Below are 16237 nucleotides of genomic sequence, written 5' to 3'. Positions count from 1 at the left end.
ACCATATCAATATATTTATGGACAGGGATAAACCCTGCCCCTACGATCAATGTTAAGTTTTGTATAACTTTTACATAAATCGAAAAAAGGATTCTTACTATGACATTACGAATTTATGCCCCAGCCTCTAGTGCGAATTTAAGCGTAGGCTTTGACTCGCTTGGTACAGCGATTTCGCCGATTGATGGCTCATTACTCGGTGATGTGGTTCAAATTGAAGAGTGCGATACACCTTTTGAGCTAGAAAGTGTCGGTTATTTTGTGCGTAAACTGCCGAAAGAACCGCAAAAAAACATTGTTTATCAAGCCTATGTATTATTTAGCGAACGCCTAAAATTGCGTGGCTGCGTTGTGAAAAACCTACGCTTGACCCTTGAGAAAAATATGCCTATTGGCTCAGGCTTAGGCTCAAGTGCTTGCTCAATCGTGGCGGCATTAGTTGCCCTTAACAAATTCCACGATGAGCCTTTCTCAAAAATGGAATTACTTGAAATGATGGGCGAATTGGAAGGCAGAATTTCAGGTTCAATCCACTACGATAACGTTGCACCGTGCTATTTGGGCGGTTTACAACTAATGACCCAATCTTTAGGGAACATTTGCCAACCAATTCCGTTTTTTGACGAATGGTATTGGGTGTTGGCATACCCAGGCATTGAAGTTTCCACTGCAGAAGCCCGTGCTATTTTGCCCAAAAGCTATACTCGTCAAGATATGATTGCACAGGCTCGCTACTTAGGCTCATTCATCCACGCTTGCCATACTCGTCAAGATGTATTGGCGGCAATTATGATGAAAGATTTGATTGCAGAACCTTATCGTGAACAACTTTTGCCAAACTTCGCTGAAGTACGCCAAGGCTGTAAAGATTTGGGCGCATTAGCTGTTGGTATTTCAGGTTCAGGTCCGACAATGTTCGCCATTGCACCTGATTTAGAACACGCCCACAAACTGGTGGCTTATTTAGAGAAAGACTATCTACAAAACAACGAAGGCTTTATTCATATTTGTAAAGTAGATAATCAAGGGGCAAGAGAACTTAGATAATAAAAAAACGGGCAATGCCCGTTTTTTTATTAGTTGATATTGAATGCTTCTGTATACGGAATATTCCCTTTTTTCAACATTCTTGATACGCCACTGCTGTAGTTTGTACCAAAACGAAGTTCAAAGTTTACACCGAATTTATTTTCATAATAGAAGTCATTAATCGTATCACTTTGACCTGTTGGTGTTGCAGTTAAACGACGAGCCGTATAAACATTAGCACTCCAACAACAAGTGTTATAAGTAATACCAAGCTGACTTTCTACTGGCTTTTTCAATGCCATATCATGATAGTGGCTTACCATCATAGAAACATTATCTGTCAATTCCCAGCCAACAACACCACCAATTTGCTTAATATCTTGGCCATAACGGTTAGTACTTAAGTTTTGGTCAATATAGTTTTTACTTGCATAACGATAGTTAAGCTGAACCACATGATTTTCTTTAGGCTTAAATTGCAATGACATATTTGCCAATGACGTTTCATTCAAGCGCGTATCATATTGATAGCTTCCATGCCAATTCCATTTGGGATGGAATTTCCAGTTTGACTCTAATGACCATGAAGATGAGCGTTTTGCTGTACTGTTTAATGAATTATCATCAATTTTAGACGGTGAAAGATAATAAATCTGCCCTGCACTAAAGTTGAAGACTTCATCCCCCGTATTGTCATTAAAGAAACGTGTTGTACCACCAACAGTAATTTGGTTAGCTGATGCAATTCGGTCTAAGCCACTGTAACGGCGATCATTAAATAGAGAATAATAATCTTGCTGTAACAACGCGGAATCATACCCTAAACCAAGGCTAGACTGTCGCTGAGAACCGATATTCGCCTGATTTTTATAAGGACGATAAAGATATTGCATTCGTGGCTCTAAGGTTTGAGTAAAACCACTAAAAATTTGCTTATCCGCTTCTAATACTGTTTTAAAATCAAGCTTAATCTGCGGTAATACACGGGTGACATTACGTTGAATATCTTCCGCATTATCTCCGCTACCCTTTTTCTGTAAATAGTGGGTTGCATAAAGTTTTGTTTCTAAATTTAAGCTACCAAAGCGATTTGCTAATGGGAAATTCAAGCTTGGCTCGGCATGGAAACGCCATGCCGTTGGCATGAGTTTGCTATCATTATCAAAATGCGCCACCTGAGCAAAGAATTTAAAATCACCATTTTTTACTAAGTGATCTTTATAGTAATTAAAGTCAATTTTTGGCAGTACACGATAAGGTCCAATATCCGCATCATCAAACGTTTGGAATTTCTTTCCTGAAATAGAAATATTATAGTTTGGCTGATAATAACCTAACTTAAATTGTTGAGTTGCATAGCCATCGGTACTATTTCCATATTCAGAGTCAAAATCAGAGAAATAACGTTTATCACTCACACGGGTATAGTCTACGGACAAACGCCAATCGCTTAAAAAGCTCATATTATGTTGCCAGAAGAAAAGATGTCTAGATTTACTTCTTTCAGTCCAATCTGATAGACGATCTTTACCAATATATTCTCCCGCAACCTTTCCTTCTCCTAGTACGGTTAAATAACGGAACTCAGGGCTAATTTGCCAACCACGTTTGGAATAATAAGTAGGCGTAATCGTTGCATCCATATTGGGTGCAATATTCCAATAAAAAGGCTGAGAATAGGTATAACCATCACGACTTGAATGACCCGCACTTGGCATTAATAGCCCTGAACGACGGCGATCACCAATAGGGAACTGTAGGTAAGGTGAATAAAAAACAGGTACACCTAACACTTTAAAACGTGCGTGCCATAATTCCGCATATTCTTCTTTCACATGCTGAACCATTTCATTGGCTTCAATTGACCATGACTCATCGTTTGGTAAACAAGCTGTGAAGCTCGCATTTTTCATCACACGAGTGTCATTTGTCACAGATACATCTTCTGCCGTTCCTCTACCTTGTCTTCCAACTAGCTGATAATCCGCATTAGTTAATTGTGCGTCGTTATTCGTTAGATTGACTTTTGCATCACGACCTGTCGCGTTAATCAGATTATCACGGTAATCAAATTTACCTCTCAGATATGCATTTTTTGCCTGATCATTTTGTTGTTCAACATAGACTTCATCCGCCAAAAGCGAGCGATTACCTTGTTTGATACTGACATCACCTGTATAAGTTGCATCTGTTGGCTGATTAATTAATGCATTATCTGCTTCAATATAAACAGGTAATTGTGTTTGATCGCCTTGAACAACTTCACCGTGAAACTGTGGTACACCTAATAGACATTGTGATTTTAAATCAGCAATGGCGTATTGGCTGTAACAAGCACTCATCACGGCAAGGGAAATAAGACTATAATGATGTTGTTTCATACTCTTTTCCATTTACAAATGGCGTTAAATTGCGCCAGTTAATGAACTCTCGATTACTCATATCCTATTAAAATACAAGCGGTCAGTTCTTCATTATTTTTACCAATTAAATAATACGGGAGAATTGTTGTCTTCTCGCTTGCTGTCTTGAATAGACATCAAAACACATACAAATGTTGCGTATTAATAAACGCCCTCTTGGCGAAACGGAAATACCTTCTTCTCCAATTTCAAGTAATCCATCTTTTGCTAGTGGAGCTAATAATTCTAAATCTTCTGCAAAATAGGTTTTAAAATCAATATGATATGCTTGCTCAAATACCTGATAAGCTAATTTGAAATTACAAATTAATGCTTTAATCACATCTCGACGCAAGCAATCATCTTTTGTCATGCTCAAACCTTTATGTAATGCGATACCGCGTGTTTCCACTTCTGCATAATATTGTTTTAATTCTTTATGGTTTTGTGCATAACTATCGCCTAAAAGGCTAATTGCAGAGACCCCTAATCCTAATAGATCCGCATCTTCTTGTGTCGTATAACCTTGGAAATTACGATGTAGTTCACCTTTTTCTTGAGCAATAGCCAGTTCATCATTTGGTTTTGCAAAGTGATCCATACCGATAAATTTGTAACCTGCATTGCTTAATGTTTCGATCGTTTTTTGTAGAATTTGTAACTTGGTTTCGGGTGCAGGTAACATCTCATCTTTGATCTTAATTTGAGCTGCAAAACGGCTCGGTAAATGAGCATAATTAAAGACACTCATACGATCTGGATTTAATTCAATCACACGCTCTAAGGTAAACATAAAGCTTTCTACCGTCTGTTTTGGCAAACCATAGATTAAATCGATATTGGTTGATGTAAAGCCTAATTCTCTTGCCCTTTTCATCAATGCAAAGATAAATTCTTCATCTTGCTCACGATTCACTAACTTCTGCACTTCCTTATTGAAATCTTGGATCCCCATACTGATACGGTTAAAGCCAATCGCACGTAAGTGATCAAGCATTTGAAGCTCGATCTCACGGGGATCCATCTCAATGCTGATTTCTGCTTCTTCACTGACATTAAAGTGCTTTCTCAGCATTGCCATTAGGCGTAATGATTGATCTTCATCTAAATAGGTTGGTGTACCACCACCCCAGTGAATTTGGGTTACAGTACGATCTTTGAAAAGAGCCGCTCGATATTTAATTTCTTTTTCTAAATAATCTAAGTAAATATCAACCTTATGCTGATGGCGTGTAATAATTTTATTACACGCACAGAAATAACATAATTTATGGCAAAATGGGATATGCACATACAATGATAACGGTTTATTTGGATAACGTGCTGCGGCAGCCTTAAAATCATCATCATTATATGATTCATTAAATTCCAACGCCGTTGGATAAGATGTATAGCGTGGCCCTGATTGGTTATATTTTTGGATAAGATTGATATCCCAAATAATTTCTGACATTAAGAAAACCTACTTCAACTCTTGCTTAAATTGTTTAACTTCATCCAATAACTGCTGAAGTTCCACCTTGATTTGTTCCGTTAATTCCGCTTCTTTTAATTCACGTTCTAAATCTAATTTCATACGTTCATTACGTTTTAAATTTTTACGTGCATCCAAAATCGGCATATTTTCTACCACTTGATAGAGCGCCCACATTGCAGGAAAGGTACTTAATTTCTTTCCTAACACATCTAACAAGGGTTTTAAACGTAGCACGCCTTCTGAAAGATCGCATTGTTCTGAAAGCATTGCTTTTGCAATAATTTCAATACTTTCAATAATAGATTGATAACGTGCTACCTGAGCTTGTTTCATCTGCTTTTTTTGTTGATGCAATTTCCAATAAAGTGAAAAAGCATAGCCAGCCATAGAAAGCAAGACAAGAATCGCTAAAATAAGTAAGAAAAATCGTAACATAGCGTTTAACGGAATTTATTGATATCCATTGTTTCAAACTGACGTAACAATGCTTCCGCATCATCTTCTTCATCTTCGATACCTAATTCAGTCATTAATTCGTGAACACGATCTAAACATTCATCCACAAATTTCTGATCTTCGGCAGATAATGTTTTACCTGCTTCTAAATCATCTAATAACTGATTCAAACATTCGTTATTCTCTAACTGTTCTAATTCCATCTCTGGAGAAAGTTTTGGTTTTTCTACTTCCACAGGTACAGGTTTAATAACTCTGCCTTTTTCTGGCTGATTTACAAACTCGACCATTAATGGCACTTTCTTACGGCTACCAATACGTGGATCTTTAAACTCTTTTTCCTGGATTTTCTTCTGTTCATTGCCTTCATTCAAGCGAGAACCTGAAGGCAAGCCTTTGTGCTTGCGCTTTTTCTTTTCTTCACGTGCAGCTAAATCTAGCTCATAACGAGTAGGTTTACGATTTTTAGATGGTCTTGCTTTCGGTTGCTCAAAGGGTTTATCCACTTTTCTCGCAGGCATAATATCGGTAATTCGACGTGTTTTCTTTTGACGACTCATAATCTGTTTTTGATAAATAAAAAATTAATGGTGGATTGTATCACTAACTAGGATGAATAGAAAATCAGGAATGATAAAATACAATAAGCGGTAAGATCTTTTCTTTATTTTGCAAAAGAAAAAGCCAGCAAATATCGCTGGCTTTACCAAAACATTGAGTGAAAAAATTATTTTCCACCAAATTTTTGCTGTAACTCTAGTTGAAGTTTTTGTAAATCAGCACCTGATTGCATTAACTTCTGAGATTTTTCTTGAATTAATTTTTGAGCATCTTCCGTTGGATTTGCCATTACTTTTACAGATTCAGAAATAAGATCATTAGATAATTCTAATGTTTCTTTCGTTTTTGCTTTAAATGCTGCTACATCTGCATTTTTAATATCAAGAGAATCTAAGCTTTTTAAAACATCTCCTACTTTTAGAGTAAATGCTTTTAATGCTTCTTCAATTTTTGCTTTATCTTGAGTTGCTAACGTTTGTTGTAATTCAGCTTGGAAACCCGCTAACGCTTTCTCTTGAGATTGGTTCCAATCTACTAATTTTTTGAAATCTTCAATACCTTGAACTTGTACAACATCTGCTTTTGGTGCTTCTGCTGTTGGTGCAGGTGCTGCCGGAGCTGCTTCTGGTTTTGGTGCATCCGCTGGTTTTGCTGGTGCCGGTTTATCACATGCTGCTAAGAAAAGGGTTAATAATGCAGCTGCGCTAATTTTGGTAAATTTGTTCATTGAACAATCCTCAATATACTAAAAACTAAGAAAATAAATCTTACAATGCCGTACTGTAAGATTCGCTATTGTACTGCCATTCGACTTAAGCTGGATCAATTGGTTCCATAAAGTCAAATAAAAAACAACTAAACGAACAAAAAACAAACAACCTAAACACCTATTGCCTGTTCAATAATAAATTTCTTCAATAAGCCATTTTGATTCGTTAAGCTTAAGCCAACGCCTCGGACTAATTTTTTCAATGGATTATCTCCAGAAAATAGCTGTTTCAGCCCTTCCATTGCCGCCAATAGTTTTACGGCTTCTAACTTGCGTAGGCGTTCAAACTGACGTAAATGACGATATTCACCAATATCTTTTCCTACCATGGCTAATTTTTCAATTTCTGATGCTAATGTAATCACATCGGCAAAACCTAAATTAACCCCAAGTCCAGCCAAAGGATGAATCGTGTGTGCCGCATCGCCAACCAAAGCAATACGTAGCTGAGCAAAGTCACGGGCATATCTTGCTGTAAGCGGGTAGATATGACGAATACTTTGCAATTCACATAAGCCAAGCTGGTTATCAAAAGCCATTGTCAGCAGCTGATTAAACTGTTTTTCATCACACTCCACAAACTGTTTTGCTTGTTCAGGCGGTAATGACCAAACAATAGAACACAATCTAGGATCGCTTAAAGGAAGAAAAGCCAAAATACTGTCAGGTGAAAAAATTTGTCTTGCGACTTTTTGATGTGGTTCGACGGTTTTGACATTACAAACTAAGGCTGTATGCTGATAATCTCGGCTAATTAATGGAATTTTTGTTTTCTGTCTTACCCAAGAATTTGCGCCATCTGCCCCAACAACCAATTTAGCCGAAAGCATCTCGCCAGTATCTAAGGTTAAAAATGCGCCATTTTCACTCACACCTAATGATTTAGGTGTACCTAAGATAATTTCTACATTTGATTGCTGGCTGACTTTCTGCCATAACGCATATTGGATATGCTGATTTTCAATGATAAAGCCTAACTGCGCCAAACCTAGCTGTTTAATCGCATAATCTTGATTATCAAAATGAATTTTGGCAAAACTATCCTTTTCCCAAACATACATTTGATCATAAGGTGAAAGTGCGTGTTCAGGAATCATCTGCCAAGCGCCTATTTTTTCCAACATTCGCTGGCTCAGAAGATTAATCGCACTCACTCGATTACTGATTTGCTCTGGCAATACAGGCGCTTGTTTTTCAATAATTTTGATTTGGCAAGGCGAATTGGCTAATAATCCTGCTAATGCTAAGCCAACCATACCTCCGCCAACAATGATCAGATCTGCTGTTTTCATATTTAGGCTTTCTTATTGTGATGTTTTTCTAAACTACGGTGGCGAACCTGCACTTTTTTACCTCTCCCGCTGAAATATTGCGCAAGCTGTTCTGCAATATAGACGGAACGATGTTTACCGCCCGTACAGCCAATCGCAATTGTTAAATAGCTACGGTTGTTTTGCTCTAATGCAGGTAACCACATATCGAGATAGTTACGAGTATGGTAAATAAAATGATGTACTTCTGATTGTTTTTCTAAAAATTCAATCACAGGCTGTTCTAAGCCCGTCATTGGGCGAAGCTCTGGATTCCAATGGGGATTCGGTAAAAAGCGCACATCAAACACATAATCCGCATCGGCAGGAACCCCATATTTAAAACCGAAAGACTCCACGACAATATTGAGCTCTTTTTCGGAGGAGCCACGTAATAATTCTCTCAGCTTCTCTGCAAGTTCGTGAGAGGATAAATATGTCGTATCAATAATATAATTTGCTTGCTGAAATAGTGGCTCAAGTAAGCGATTTTCTAAATCGATCGCCCCTTCTAATGATAAATCTTGTGTTGAAAGAGGGTGTAAACGACGTGAATCACTATAACGACGAATTAATGTTTTTCTACCACAATCTAGAAACACCAATTTAGTCGGGATTTCTGTAGGCAACGCTAACAGAACTTGTTCAAGCGTTTCAGGATTATCTGGAAGATTACGAATATCAAGACTAACAACTGCTGAACGATCTGTTTTTGCTAAATATTCTGCAAGCTGTGGAATTAATGGCAGTGGCATATTATCAACACAGTAATATCCCACATCTTCTAATGCTCTTAACGCAACCGATTTTCCTGCGCCAGAACGACCGCTAATGATCACTAATTCCATATTGGTATCCTCACTTTACTTTCAACAATACCATTAATCTGTATGTTGATCTGCATAGGTTAAAACTTGCCAAACTTCTTCTGATGAAGTAGCTGCACGCAAATGTTTTAAGACATTTTTATCACTTAATTGTTGTGCGATATTCTGTAAGCAACCTTTATATTGCTCACAATTTTGTTCTGGAAATAATATCGCATAAATCAGATCCACGTCTTTATGATCTTGTGCTTCATAATCAATCGGCGTATCTAACTGTAAAAAAATAGCGATAGGTTCATCTAGCTGAATATACTCATTCTTAGGTAACTTTGCATGAGGCAACGCAACCCCATTATTGATGGCTGTACTGCCTAATTTTTCACGTTTAAATAGGGTTGCAAAGCAATCAATAGGACAAAATTCCTGTGCTTTATCGCATTGAAATTGACGATTCAAATTCTCTGCGACTTGCTTTCCAATAAATTCTAAAGCTCGTTTTTTACTTGAAAGTTCTACCCCACAATGAATATTTTCAGGGGATAAAAAAGTTGTTAGTTTCATCATAAGAAATTCAAGCGGTAAGATTTGTAAAAAATTTTACAGTTCTGACCGCTTGTTATATTAAAGTTTAAATTGGTCGCCAAGATAAACCCGTTTTACATCTGGGTTATTCAATACATCTTCGGGTGTACCACTTGCAATCATTTGACCACTCCCCACAATATAAGCTCGTTCACACACATCTAAGGTTTCACGTACATTATGATCGGTAATCAATACCCCTAAACCACGCTCTTTTAGATTGACGATAATCTTTTTAATATCAATAACCGAGATAGGATCAACCCCAGCAAAAGGTTCATCTAATAAAATAAATTTGGGGTTTGCTGCAAGCGCTCGAGCAATTTCAACACGACGACGCTCACCGCCAGATAAAGATTGCCCTAAACTATCTCGAATATGTTCAATATGAAACTCTGCGATAAGCTCGTCTGCCCGAGCTTTACGTTCAGCATCGCTTAAATCCTTACGGATTTGCAATACTGCCATTAAATTATCATAGACGCTTAGACGACGGAAAATGGATGCTTCTTGAGGAAGATAGCCGATACCTTGTTTTGCACGATCATGCATCGGTAAAACACTAATATCTTGGTCATCTATCAAAATTCGACCTTGATCATGGCGAACAAGCCCAACAACCATGTAGAATGTCGTTGTTTTGCCCGCACCATTAGGTCCTAATAAACCGACAATTTCACCCGCTTTGACATTTAGGCTAACATCTTTTACCACTTGTCGATTTTTATAACTTTTCGCAAGATGTTCAGCATATAACGTTGGCATCGAAAATCCTATTTTTTCTTATTATCTTGTAACTGTGATGGAATCAATACTGTTTTTACACGAGATTTTCCACCACTCGTTGCTTTAAGTTGCTGTTTCTTGACATCATAGGTAATTTTATTCGCTTTAATAAAACTATCTAATTGTTTGAGTTCAGCATTACCAATTAATGTTAAAAATTCAGAACCTAAATCATAGTGCACGCTGTTTCCTTTTCCATTAACAGGCTTGCCATTATCTAAAGTTTGCTGAAAAGTCACTGGAGAGCCTGATGCATCAATCGTCTCTTTTTTACCTTCTTGACGAGTAATGGTGACTTTAGTTGCATTAATCTTAATAGAACCTTGAGTAATCACAACATTATCAGTAAACACGACAACATTATTTTCCATATCAAGCGACTGGCTACCTGAATCAATATTAATTGGTTGATCAGTATCACCTTTTAATGCATTTGCTGAAAACGCGACACTTAATAAGGTCGTCGCTAAGATCGATTTTATTAATTTCATTCTTTACCCTTACCTTATTGAGATGTTGATGATCCAGTTTGATTAATCACCGTTGGCTCAATATAAGTTTTGACATCTTTTGTTAATGTGGCAATTTGTTTTTTCAAATTCCCTGTTAAACCTGTACCCGTTGTCGTAAATCCTAAACCTTGAGATTTCACAACAGACTGTGTTGAAATATCTTGTGTATTGAGATCTACAGAAAGCTCATCTGTCTCAATTTTTTGTAGTCGTGATGTTGGCTCTAAACTTTCAATGCGGACATTCCCTCGCAAATTAAGCATTTTTTCTTTTGTTACTTCCGCATAATCTGCCGTCACTTTCCACTGCTTTAGCGACGTTTCTTTATCGAAAAGATTCAATAAAGGCTTCAAAAATTCTGTACGTTCCGTGCTTTCAAATCGTTTAATTTCTTGAGACTCTGCAAAATATTGTGGTTTACCTTCTAAATCATAAACGGTCGTACTCATTTTGCTTCCCGTATATTCAGGCTCCCCTTCTTTTTTAATTAATTGATCTAACCCTGAATTATCGTTCGTTTGTTGGCTGTAATACCAACCACCTAGAACCGCAACAATACAGAGCAAAATCACATTCAAACGAATATTCATAAATTCTCTAGCTCAATTAAATTAGCTGTAAATCATAGCATAAATTTCAGTAGCAATATAGAACGAAAATGATGATAAAAGTTCGTTCTAAAAACAAAAAAGCCCCAAGGTTTTCCCTGAGGCTTCTGAATATCCGCTGATTATTTAGCCGCTTTTAACTCTTGATAATATTTTTCATAGAGTTCAATCGCTTCACCAACATCATCTTGCCATTGGCTTTTTTGTAGCACTTCAGATGTTGGGTAAATTGCAGGATCTTCTGTAATCTCTTTTGGTAATTTTTCTAATGCTTTCACGTTTGATGTTGGGTAACCAATCTCTAACGTTAATTTTTCTGCGACAGGTGCGCTTAATAAGTAGTTAATTAACTTATGTGCACCATCTGGGTTTTTCGCATTAGATGGAATCGCAAGGGTATCAACCCAAAGCACTGGACCTTCTTTCGGGAATACCATATTTACAGGTGCTTGCTCTTTTTTCGCAATACGCACAGAACCGTTCCATAATTGACCCACACTCACTTCACCTGAAATGAATGAGTTAGCTGGGTTATCTGAGCTAAATGATAATACGTTTGGACGTAATTTTAATAACTCTTCGTAAGCTGCTTTAATTACCGCAGGATCTTTCGTGTTTGGATCTTGACCTAATTTTAATAATGCAATGTTGAATACTTCACGTGCATCATCTAATAATTGAACTTTACCTTTATATTCAGGGTTCCATAGATCTCCCCAAGATGTAAATTTATCACCTTGGTAGTCATTGGTATTAAATGCAATACCTGGCGCACCTAATAATTGTGGTAAAGAGTATTTGTTACCTTGGTCGTAAGGTTTGTTTAACCAATCTTTGTTTAAATCTGCAATCACAGGTAATTTGCTGTGATCAAGCTCCATTAACATCCCTTCACGGCCCATTTTTGACACGAAGTAGTTACTTGGTGCAATCACATCATAGCCACCGTCTTTACCTTGAATTTTTAATTTTGCATACATTGTTTCATTTGATTCAAGGCTCGATACAACAACTTTAATGCCAGTTTGTTTTGTAAACTCTTCTAACAAACCTTCTGGTACATATTCAGTCCATGTATAAAGGTGAACCGAACCTTGGTCTGCTGCTTGAGGCGCTTTTGCTGCATCTGCAGTTTTATTTTCTTCATTACAAGCTGTCAATGCTACTGTTGCTAAACCAGCTGCAAATAACCCAACGAATTTTTTCATTTAAGAACTCTCCAAGAGATGAATAAAAAAGAGAAGCGATAAATGCTTCAAGGCTTTACATTTTTGTCCCAAAAGAACAAGCCCGCATTCTAAAGCCCCCCCTATAATTTTCAAGTTTTTTTAACGTATTTTTCCAAATTATCAGTCAAATTTAAGCTAACTTTACATTACCACAACATCAAACTGATCTTGATGATAGTAAGGCTCTATTTTAATTTCGACTTTCTTACCAATAAACACTTCTAACTCAGCCAATAAAGCATGAGATTCTTCATTAATTAAATACTCAGCCACACTACGAGAAGCATAAACAACATATCGTTCTGAAGAATATAAATGATGAACTCTTACAATTTCTCGCATGATTTCATAGCACACTGTTTCTACAGACTTAATTGTCCCTCTGCCTTTACAAGAAGCACAATCACAGCAAAGTACACGTTCAAGGCTTTCACGCGTGCGTTTCCGAGTCATTTCAACTAATCCTAATTGCGTAAAACCATTGACATTGGTTTTAACCCGATCGCCTTTAAGCGCAGATTGCAACGATTCCAACACACGCTGGCGATGCTCTTCTTCTTGCATATCAATAAAGTCAATAATGATAATACCGCCCAAATTACGTAACTGTAATTGATGAGCAATCGCTTGTGTCGCTTCAATGTTGGTATTAAAAATGGTATGCGCTAAATTACGATGTCCAACAAATGCACCTGTATTAATATCAATCGTTGTCATGGCTTCCGTTTGCTCAATAATAAGATAGCCACCTGATTTTAAATCCACACGCTTATCTAAGGCTTTTTGAATCCCATCTTCTATACGATAAACATCAAATAACGGCTGTGACCCACTATATAAGCTCACATTTTCTGCTAATTCTGGCATAAATTCACTCAAGAACTCTTTAACCTGTTCATAGGTCATTTTAGAGTCAACTTGCACCGAATTAATATGAGTACCAACGAAGTCTCGCAATACCCGTTGCGCCAAAGCCAACTCACCATAAAGCAATGATTTTGCGGGGTATTTTCCTTTGCGTTCCAATACTTTCCGCCACAACCGTTTCAAAAATGCTGCATCTTGCTCTAGACTTTCTTCACTCACACTGTCTGCCGCCGTTCTCACGATAAAACCACCAAGCTCATCGCAATAAGGCTCCACAAGCGTTTTCAGGCGATTCCGTTCAGATTCACTTTCAATCCGTTGCGACACGCCCACATGGCTATTTTCAGGCATAAACACCAAATAGCGAGAAGGCAAGGTTATATCCGTGGTTAATCTTGCGCCTTTTGTACCGAGCGGATCTTTCACTACTTGTACAACAATGTCCTGCCCTTCACGTACAAGCTCGCTAATATTTTTCACCACAAATTGCTTTTTCTCATTTTCATCAACACACTCTGTATGAGAAACAATATCTGACGCATGTAAAAATGCTGCTTTTTCTAGCCCAATATCCACAAAGGCAGATTGCATGCCTGGCAACACACGGGTCACTCGCCCTTTATAAATATTGCCCACAATGCCACGCTTAGCTTCTCGCTCAATATGGACTTCTTTTAAAATGCCATTTTCTACCAAGGCAACCCTCGTCTCACTTGGCGTGACATTCACTAATAATTCTGCACAGTTCATCTGAATCTCTATCAATAATAAAATTGGCGAATTTTACCTAAACAAGCGGTCAGATTGTGAAATTTTTTTGCGAAAGTGGAACTATTGTTTGATTTACGGCAAGAATTTGATAGTCTGCACGCCATTTTGTTAAGAGAGAAACCCCATGACTGAAAAAACCTTTATTACGGGTAAAGATGCCGCCCTTGAAGAGAGTATCGAAAAATTCCAAACCAAACTGAAAAATTTAGGCTTTAATATTGAAGAAGCAAGCTGGCTCAACCCTGTGCCGAATGTGTGGTCGGTTCATATTCGTGATGTAGATTGCCCGCAATGTTTTACCAACGGCAAAGGGGCAAGCAAAAAAGCGGCGTTAGCTTCGGCGTTAGGTGAATACTTTGAGCGTTTATCGACCAACTATTTTTGGTCTGATTTTTACTTAGGCAAAGAGCTAGCAGAAGGCGAATTTGTCCATTATCCAAGCGAAAAATGGTTTGAGATTGAAGATGAAGAAACCTTGCCAGAAGGGATTTTAGATCCATTCTTATTAGATTATTTCGATCCAAATGGCGATTTAACCCCTGATTTATTGGTCGATTTACAATCGGGTAACTACGAGCGTGGTATCGTGGCATTGCCTTATACTCGCCAATCGGACAACCAAACCGTTTACATTCCGCAAAGCATTATTGCAAACTTATTCGTTTCAAACGGAATGTCAGCAGGTAACACCAAAAACGAAGCCCGTGTACAAGGCTTGTCGGAAGTGTTCGAGCGTTTTGTCAAAAACCGCATTATCACTGAAGCGATCAGCTTACCTGAAATTCCGCAAAGCGTAATTGACGGCTATCCGACTATCAAAGCATCTATCGAAAAATTAGAGCAAGAAGGCTTCCCAATCCTTTGCTACGATGCTTCACTCGGCGGCGAATTCCCTGTGATTTGTGTGATCTTGCTCAATCCAAACAACGGCACTTGCTTTGCTTCTTTCGGCGCTCACCCGAATTTCCAAGTAGCGTTTGAACGTACCGTAACCGAACTCTTGCAAGGTCGTAGCTTAAAAGATTTAGACGTATTCGCACCGCCATCATTTAACAACGATGATGTTGCCGACCACGCTAACCTTGAAACCCATTTTATCGATTCAAGCGGTCTGATTTCGTGGGATCTTTTCAAATCAGAGGCTGATTACGATTTCGTTCACTGGGATTTCTCCGGCACGACAGAACAAGAGTTTGCCAACCTAATGGCAATCTTCAACAAGTACGAGCAAGAAGTCTATATTATGGATTACGAACATTTGGGCGTGTACGCTTGCCGTATTTTAGCGCCGGGAATGTCGAACATTTATCCATCAGACGACTTGATTTATGCCAACAACAATATGGGTATGGAATGGCGTGAGATCTTGCTTGATCTGCCATATTTCCATCACGATCAAGAAACTTATCAAGAGTTATTGGACGAATTAGACGAGCAAAGCATTGACGATATGACTCGTGTGCGTGAGTTTATCGGTGTAGTGGCAGAAAAAGGTTCTGCGTTGCAAACTTTGCGTATCGGCGAGTTAAAATCAATGTTGCACTTAGCCTTAGGCAATTTGGAAGAAGCACTAGATTGGGCGAACTGGACAGCAAATATGAATGGGTCAGTCTTCTCTGCTGAACGCAACAACTACTACCGCTGTTTAATTCAGTCTATTGAGCTATTCTTAGATGAAAACCGTGAACCAGAGCAATATCGAATGGTGTTCAACAAAATGTACGGCAAAGAAGCGGTCGATTTTGCGTGGTCTATAATTCAAGGCGGAAACCCATTCCACGACTTAACAGGCTCTGATGAAACCTTATCTAATATGCAAGGTCATCAGAAATTGTTAGCGGCGTATCGTAAGTTGCAGAAAGTAAAATAAACTCTATTCATATAATTTAGCCTAGAACAATTGGGCATAGTAGACAAAAAGGTTGGTAAAAATTGGGTTAAAGCCTTGTACTATAAAGCTTTAAGATCGTTTTTGGCATAATAGACAAAATTGTTGCTAAAAAGTAGCTTAAAGCCTTATAGTACAAGGCTTTAAGCCTACTTTTTGAAAT

General features: G+C 38.0%; 15 protein-coding genes. 2 read left to right on the top strand and 13 right to left on the bottom strand.

The features are described from left to right. The first annotated feature begins 99 nt into the window (after window positions 1-99). Window positions 100-1047, top strand: coding sequence for a homoserine kinase (gene thrB, locus C5N92_RS00915; RefSeq protein WP_111749010.1), 948 nt, complete (start codon window positions 100-102; stop codon window positions 1045-1047). A gap of 29 nt (window positions 1048-1076) precedes the next feature. On the opposite strand, the gene lptD is transcribed toward thrB, so the two are convergent. The 13 genes from lptD to rng form a co-directional block, all read right to left on the bottom strand. Next, window positions 1077-3410: an LPS assembly protein LptD gene (gene lptD / locus C5N92_RS00910; protein ID WP_111749009.1), complete on the bottom strand. Its 2334-nt coding sequence runs from the start codon at window positions 3408-3410 to the stop codon at window positions 1077-1079. A 106-nt stretch (window positions 3411-3516) separates the two neighbouring features. Beyond that, window positions 3517-4884: an oxygen-independent coproporphyrinogen III oxidase gene (gene hemN, locus C5N92_RS00905; RefSeq protein WP_111749008.1), complete on the bottom strand. Its 1368-nt coding sequence runs from the start codon at window positions 4882-4884 to the stop codon at window positions 3517-3519. Window positions 4885-4893: 9 nt separating this feature from the next. Further along, a complete protein-coding gene (locus C5N92_RS00900) occupies window positions 4894-5343 on the bottom strand; it encodes a DUF2489 domain-containing protein (RefSeq protein ID WP_111749007.1) in 450 nt (149 codons plus the stop codon). Window positions 5344-5348: 5 nt separating this feature from the next. Then, window positions 5349-5924, bottom strand: coding sequence for a Der GTPase-activating protein YihI (gene yihI, locus C5N92_RS00895; RefSeq protein WP_111749006.1), 576 nt, complete (start codon window positions 5922-5924; stop codon window positions 5349-5351). Window positions 5925-6091: 167 nt separating this feature from the next. Next, window positions 6092-6652 (bottom strand): lipoprotein HlpB, encoded by a 561-nt coding sequence (locus C5N92_RS00890; protein WP_111749005.1) that lies wholly within the window; start codon window positions 6650-6652, stop codon window positions 6092-6094. A gap of 152 nt (window positions 6653-6804) precedes the next feature. Beyond that, a complete protein-coding gene (locus tag C5N92_RS00885) occupies window positions 6805-7986 on the bottom strand; it encodes an FAD-dependent monooxygenase (RefSeq protein WP_111749004.1) in 1182 nt (393 codons plus the stop codon). Window positions 7987-7988: 2 nt separating this feature from the next. Next, a complete protein-coding gene (gene rapZ / locus C5N92_RS00880) occupies window positions 7989-8852 on the bottom strand; it encodes an RNase adapter RapZ (RefSeq protein ID WP_111749003.1) in 864 nt (287 codons plus the stop codon). A 33-nt stretch (window positions 8853-8885) separates the two neighbouring features. Continuing rightward, window positions 8886-9392 carry a PTS sugar transporter subunit IIA gene (locus C5N92_RS00875; protein ID WP_181015863.1) on the bottom strand — a complete coding sequence of 169 codons (507 nt, stop codon included), beginning with the start codon at window positions 9390-9392 and terminating at the stop codon, window positions 8886-8888. A gap of 60 nt (window positions 9393-9452) precedes the next feature. After that, window positions 9453-10178 carry an LPS export ABC transporter ATP-binding protein gene (gene lptB / locus C5N92_RS00870; protein WP_111749001.1) on the bottom strand — a complete coding sequence of 242 codons (726 nt, stop codon included), beginning with the start codon at window positions 10176-10178 and terminating at the stop codon, window positions 9453-9455. An 8-nt stretch (window positions 10179-10186) separates the two neighbouring features. After that, window positions 10187-10690, bottom strand: coding sequence for a lipopolysaccharide transport periplasmic protein LptA (gene lptA, locus C5N92_RS00865; protein WP_111749000.1), 504 nt, complete (start codon window positions 10688-10690; stop codon window positions 10187-10189). A gap of 14 nt (window positions 10691-10704) precedes the next feature. Beyond that, a complete protein-coding gene (lptC, locus tag C5N92_RS00860) occupies window positions 10705-11301 on the bottom strand; it encodes an LPS export ABC transporter periplasmic protein LptC (protein WP_111748999.1) in 597 nt (198 codons plus the stop codon). Window positions 11302-11441: 140 nt separating this feature from the next. After that, window positions 11442-12527, bottom strand: coding sequence for an extracellular solute-binding protein (locus C5N92_RS00855; RefSeq protein ID WP_111748998.1), 1086 nt, complete (start codon window positions 12525-12527; stop codon window positions 11442-11444). 162 nt (window positions 12528-12689) lie between these two features. Further along, window positions 12690-14165: a ribonuclease G gene (rng, locus tag C5N92_RS00850; protein WP_111748997.1), complete on the bottom strand. Its 1476-nt coding sequence runs from the start codon at window positions 14163-14165 to the stop codon at window positions 12690-12692. 145 nt (window positions 14166-14310) lie between these two features. Here rng and ycaO point away from each other — a divergent pair, with 145 nt between their 5' ends. After that, a complete protein-coding gene (gene ycaO / locus C5N92_RS00845; RefSeq protein ID WP_111748996.1) occupies window positions 14311-16056 on the top strand; it encodes a 30S ribosomal protein S12 methylthiotransferase accessory factor YcaO in 1746 nt (581 codons plus the stop codon). The last annotated feature ends 181 nt before the right edge of the window (window positions 16057-16237 follow it).

Origin of the sequence: Glaesserella australis, from assembly GCF_003260095.1 — a bacterium.
In the GTDB taxonomy this organism is placed as follows: Bacteria; Pseudomonadota; Gammaproteobacteria; order Enterobacterales; family Pasteurellaceae; genus Glaesserella; species Glaesserella australis.
The sequence above is the reverse complement of the archived record's forward strand: the minus strand, read 5'-3'. Positions and strand labels throughout refer to the sequence as shown.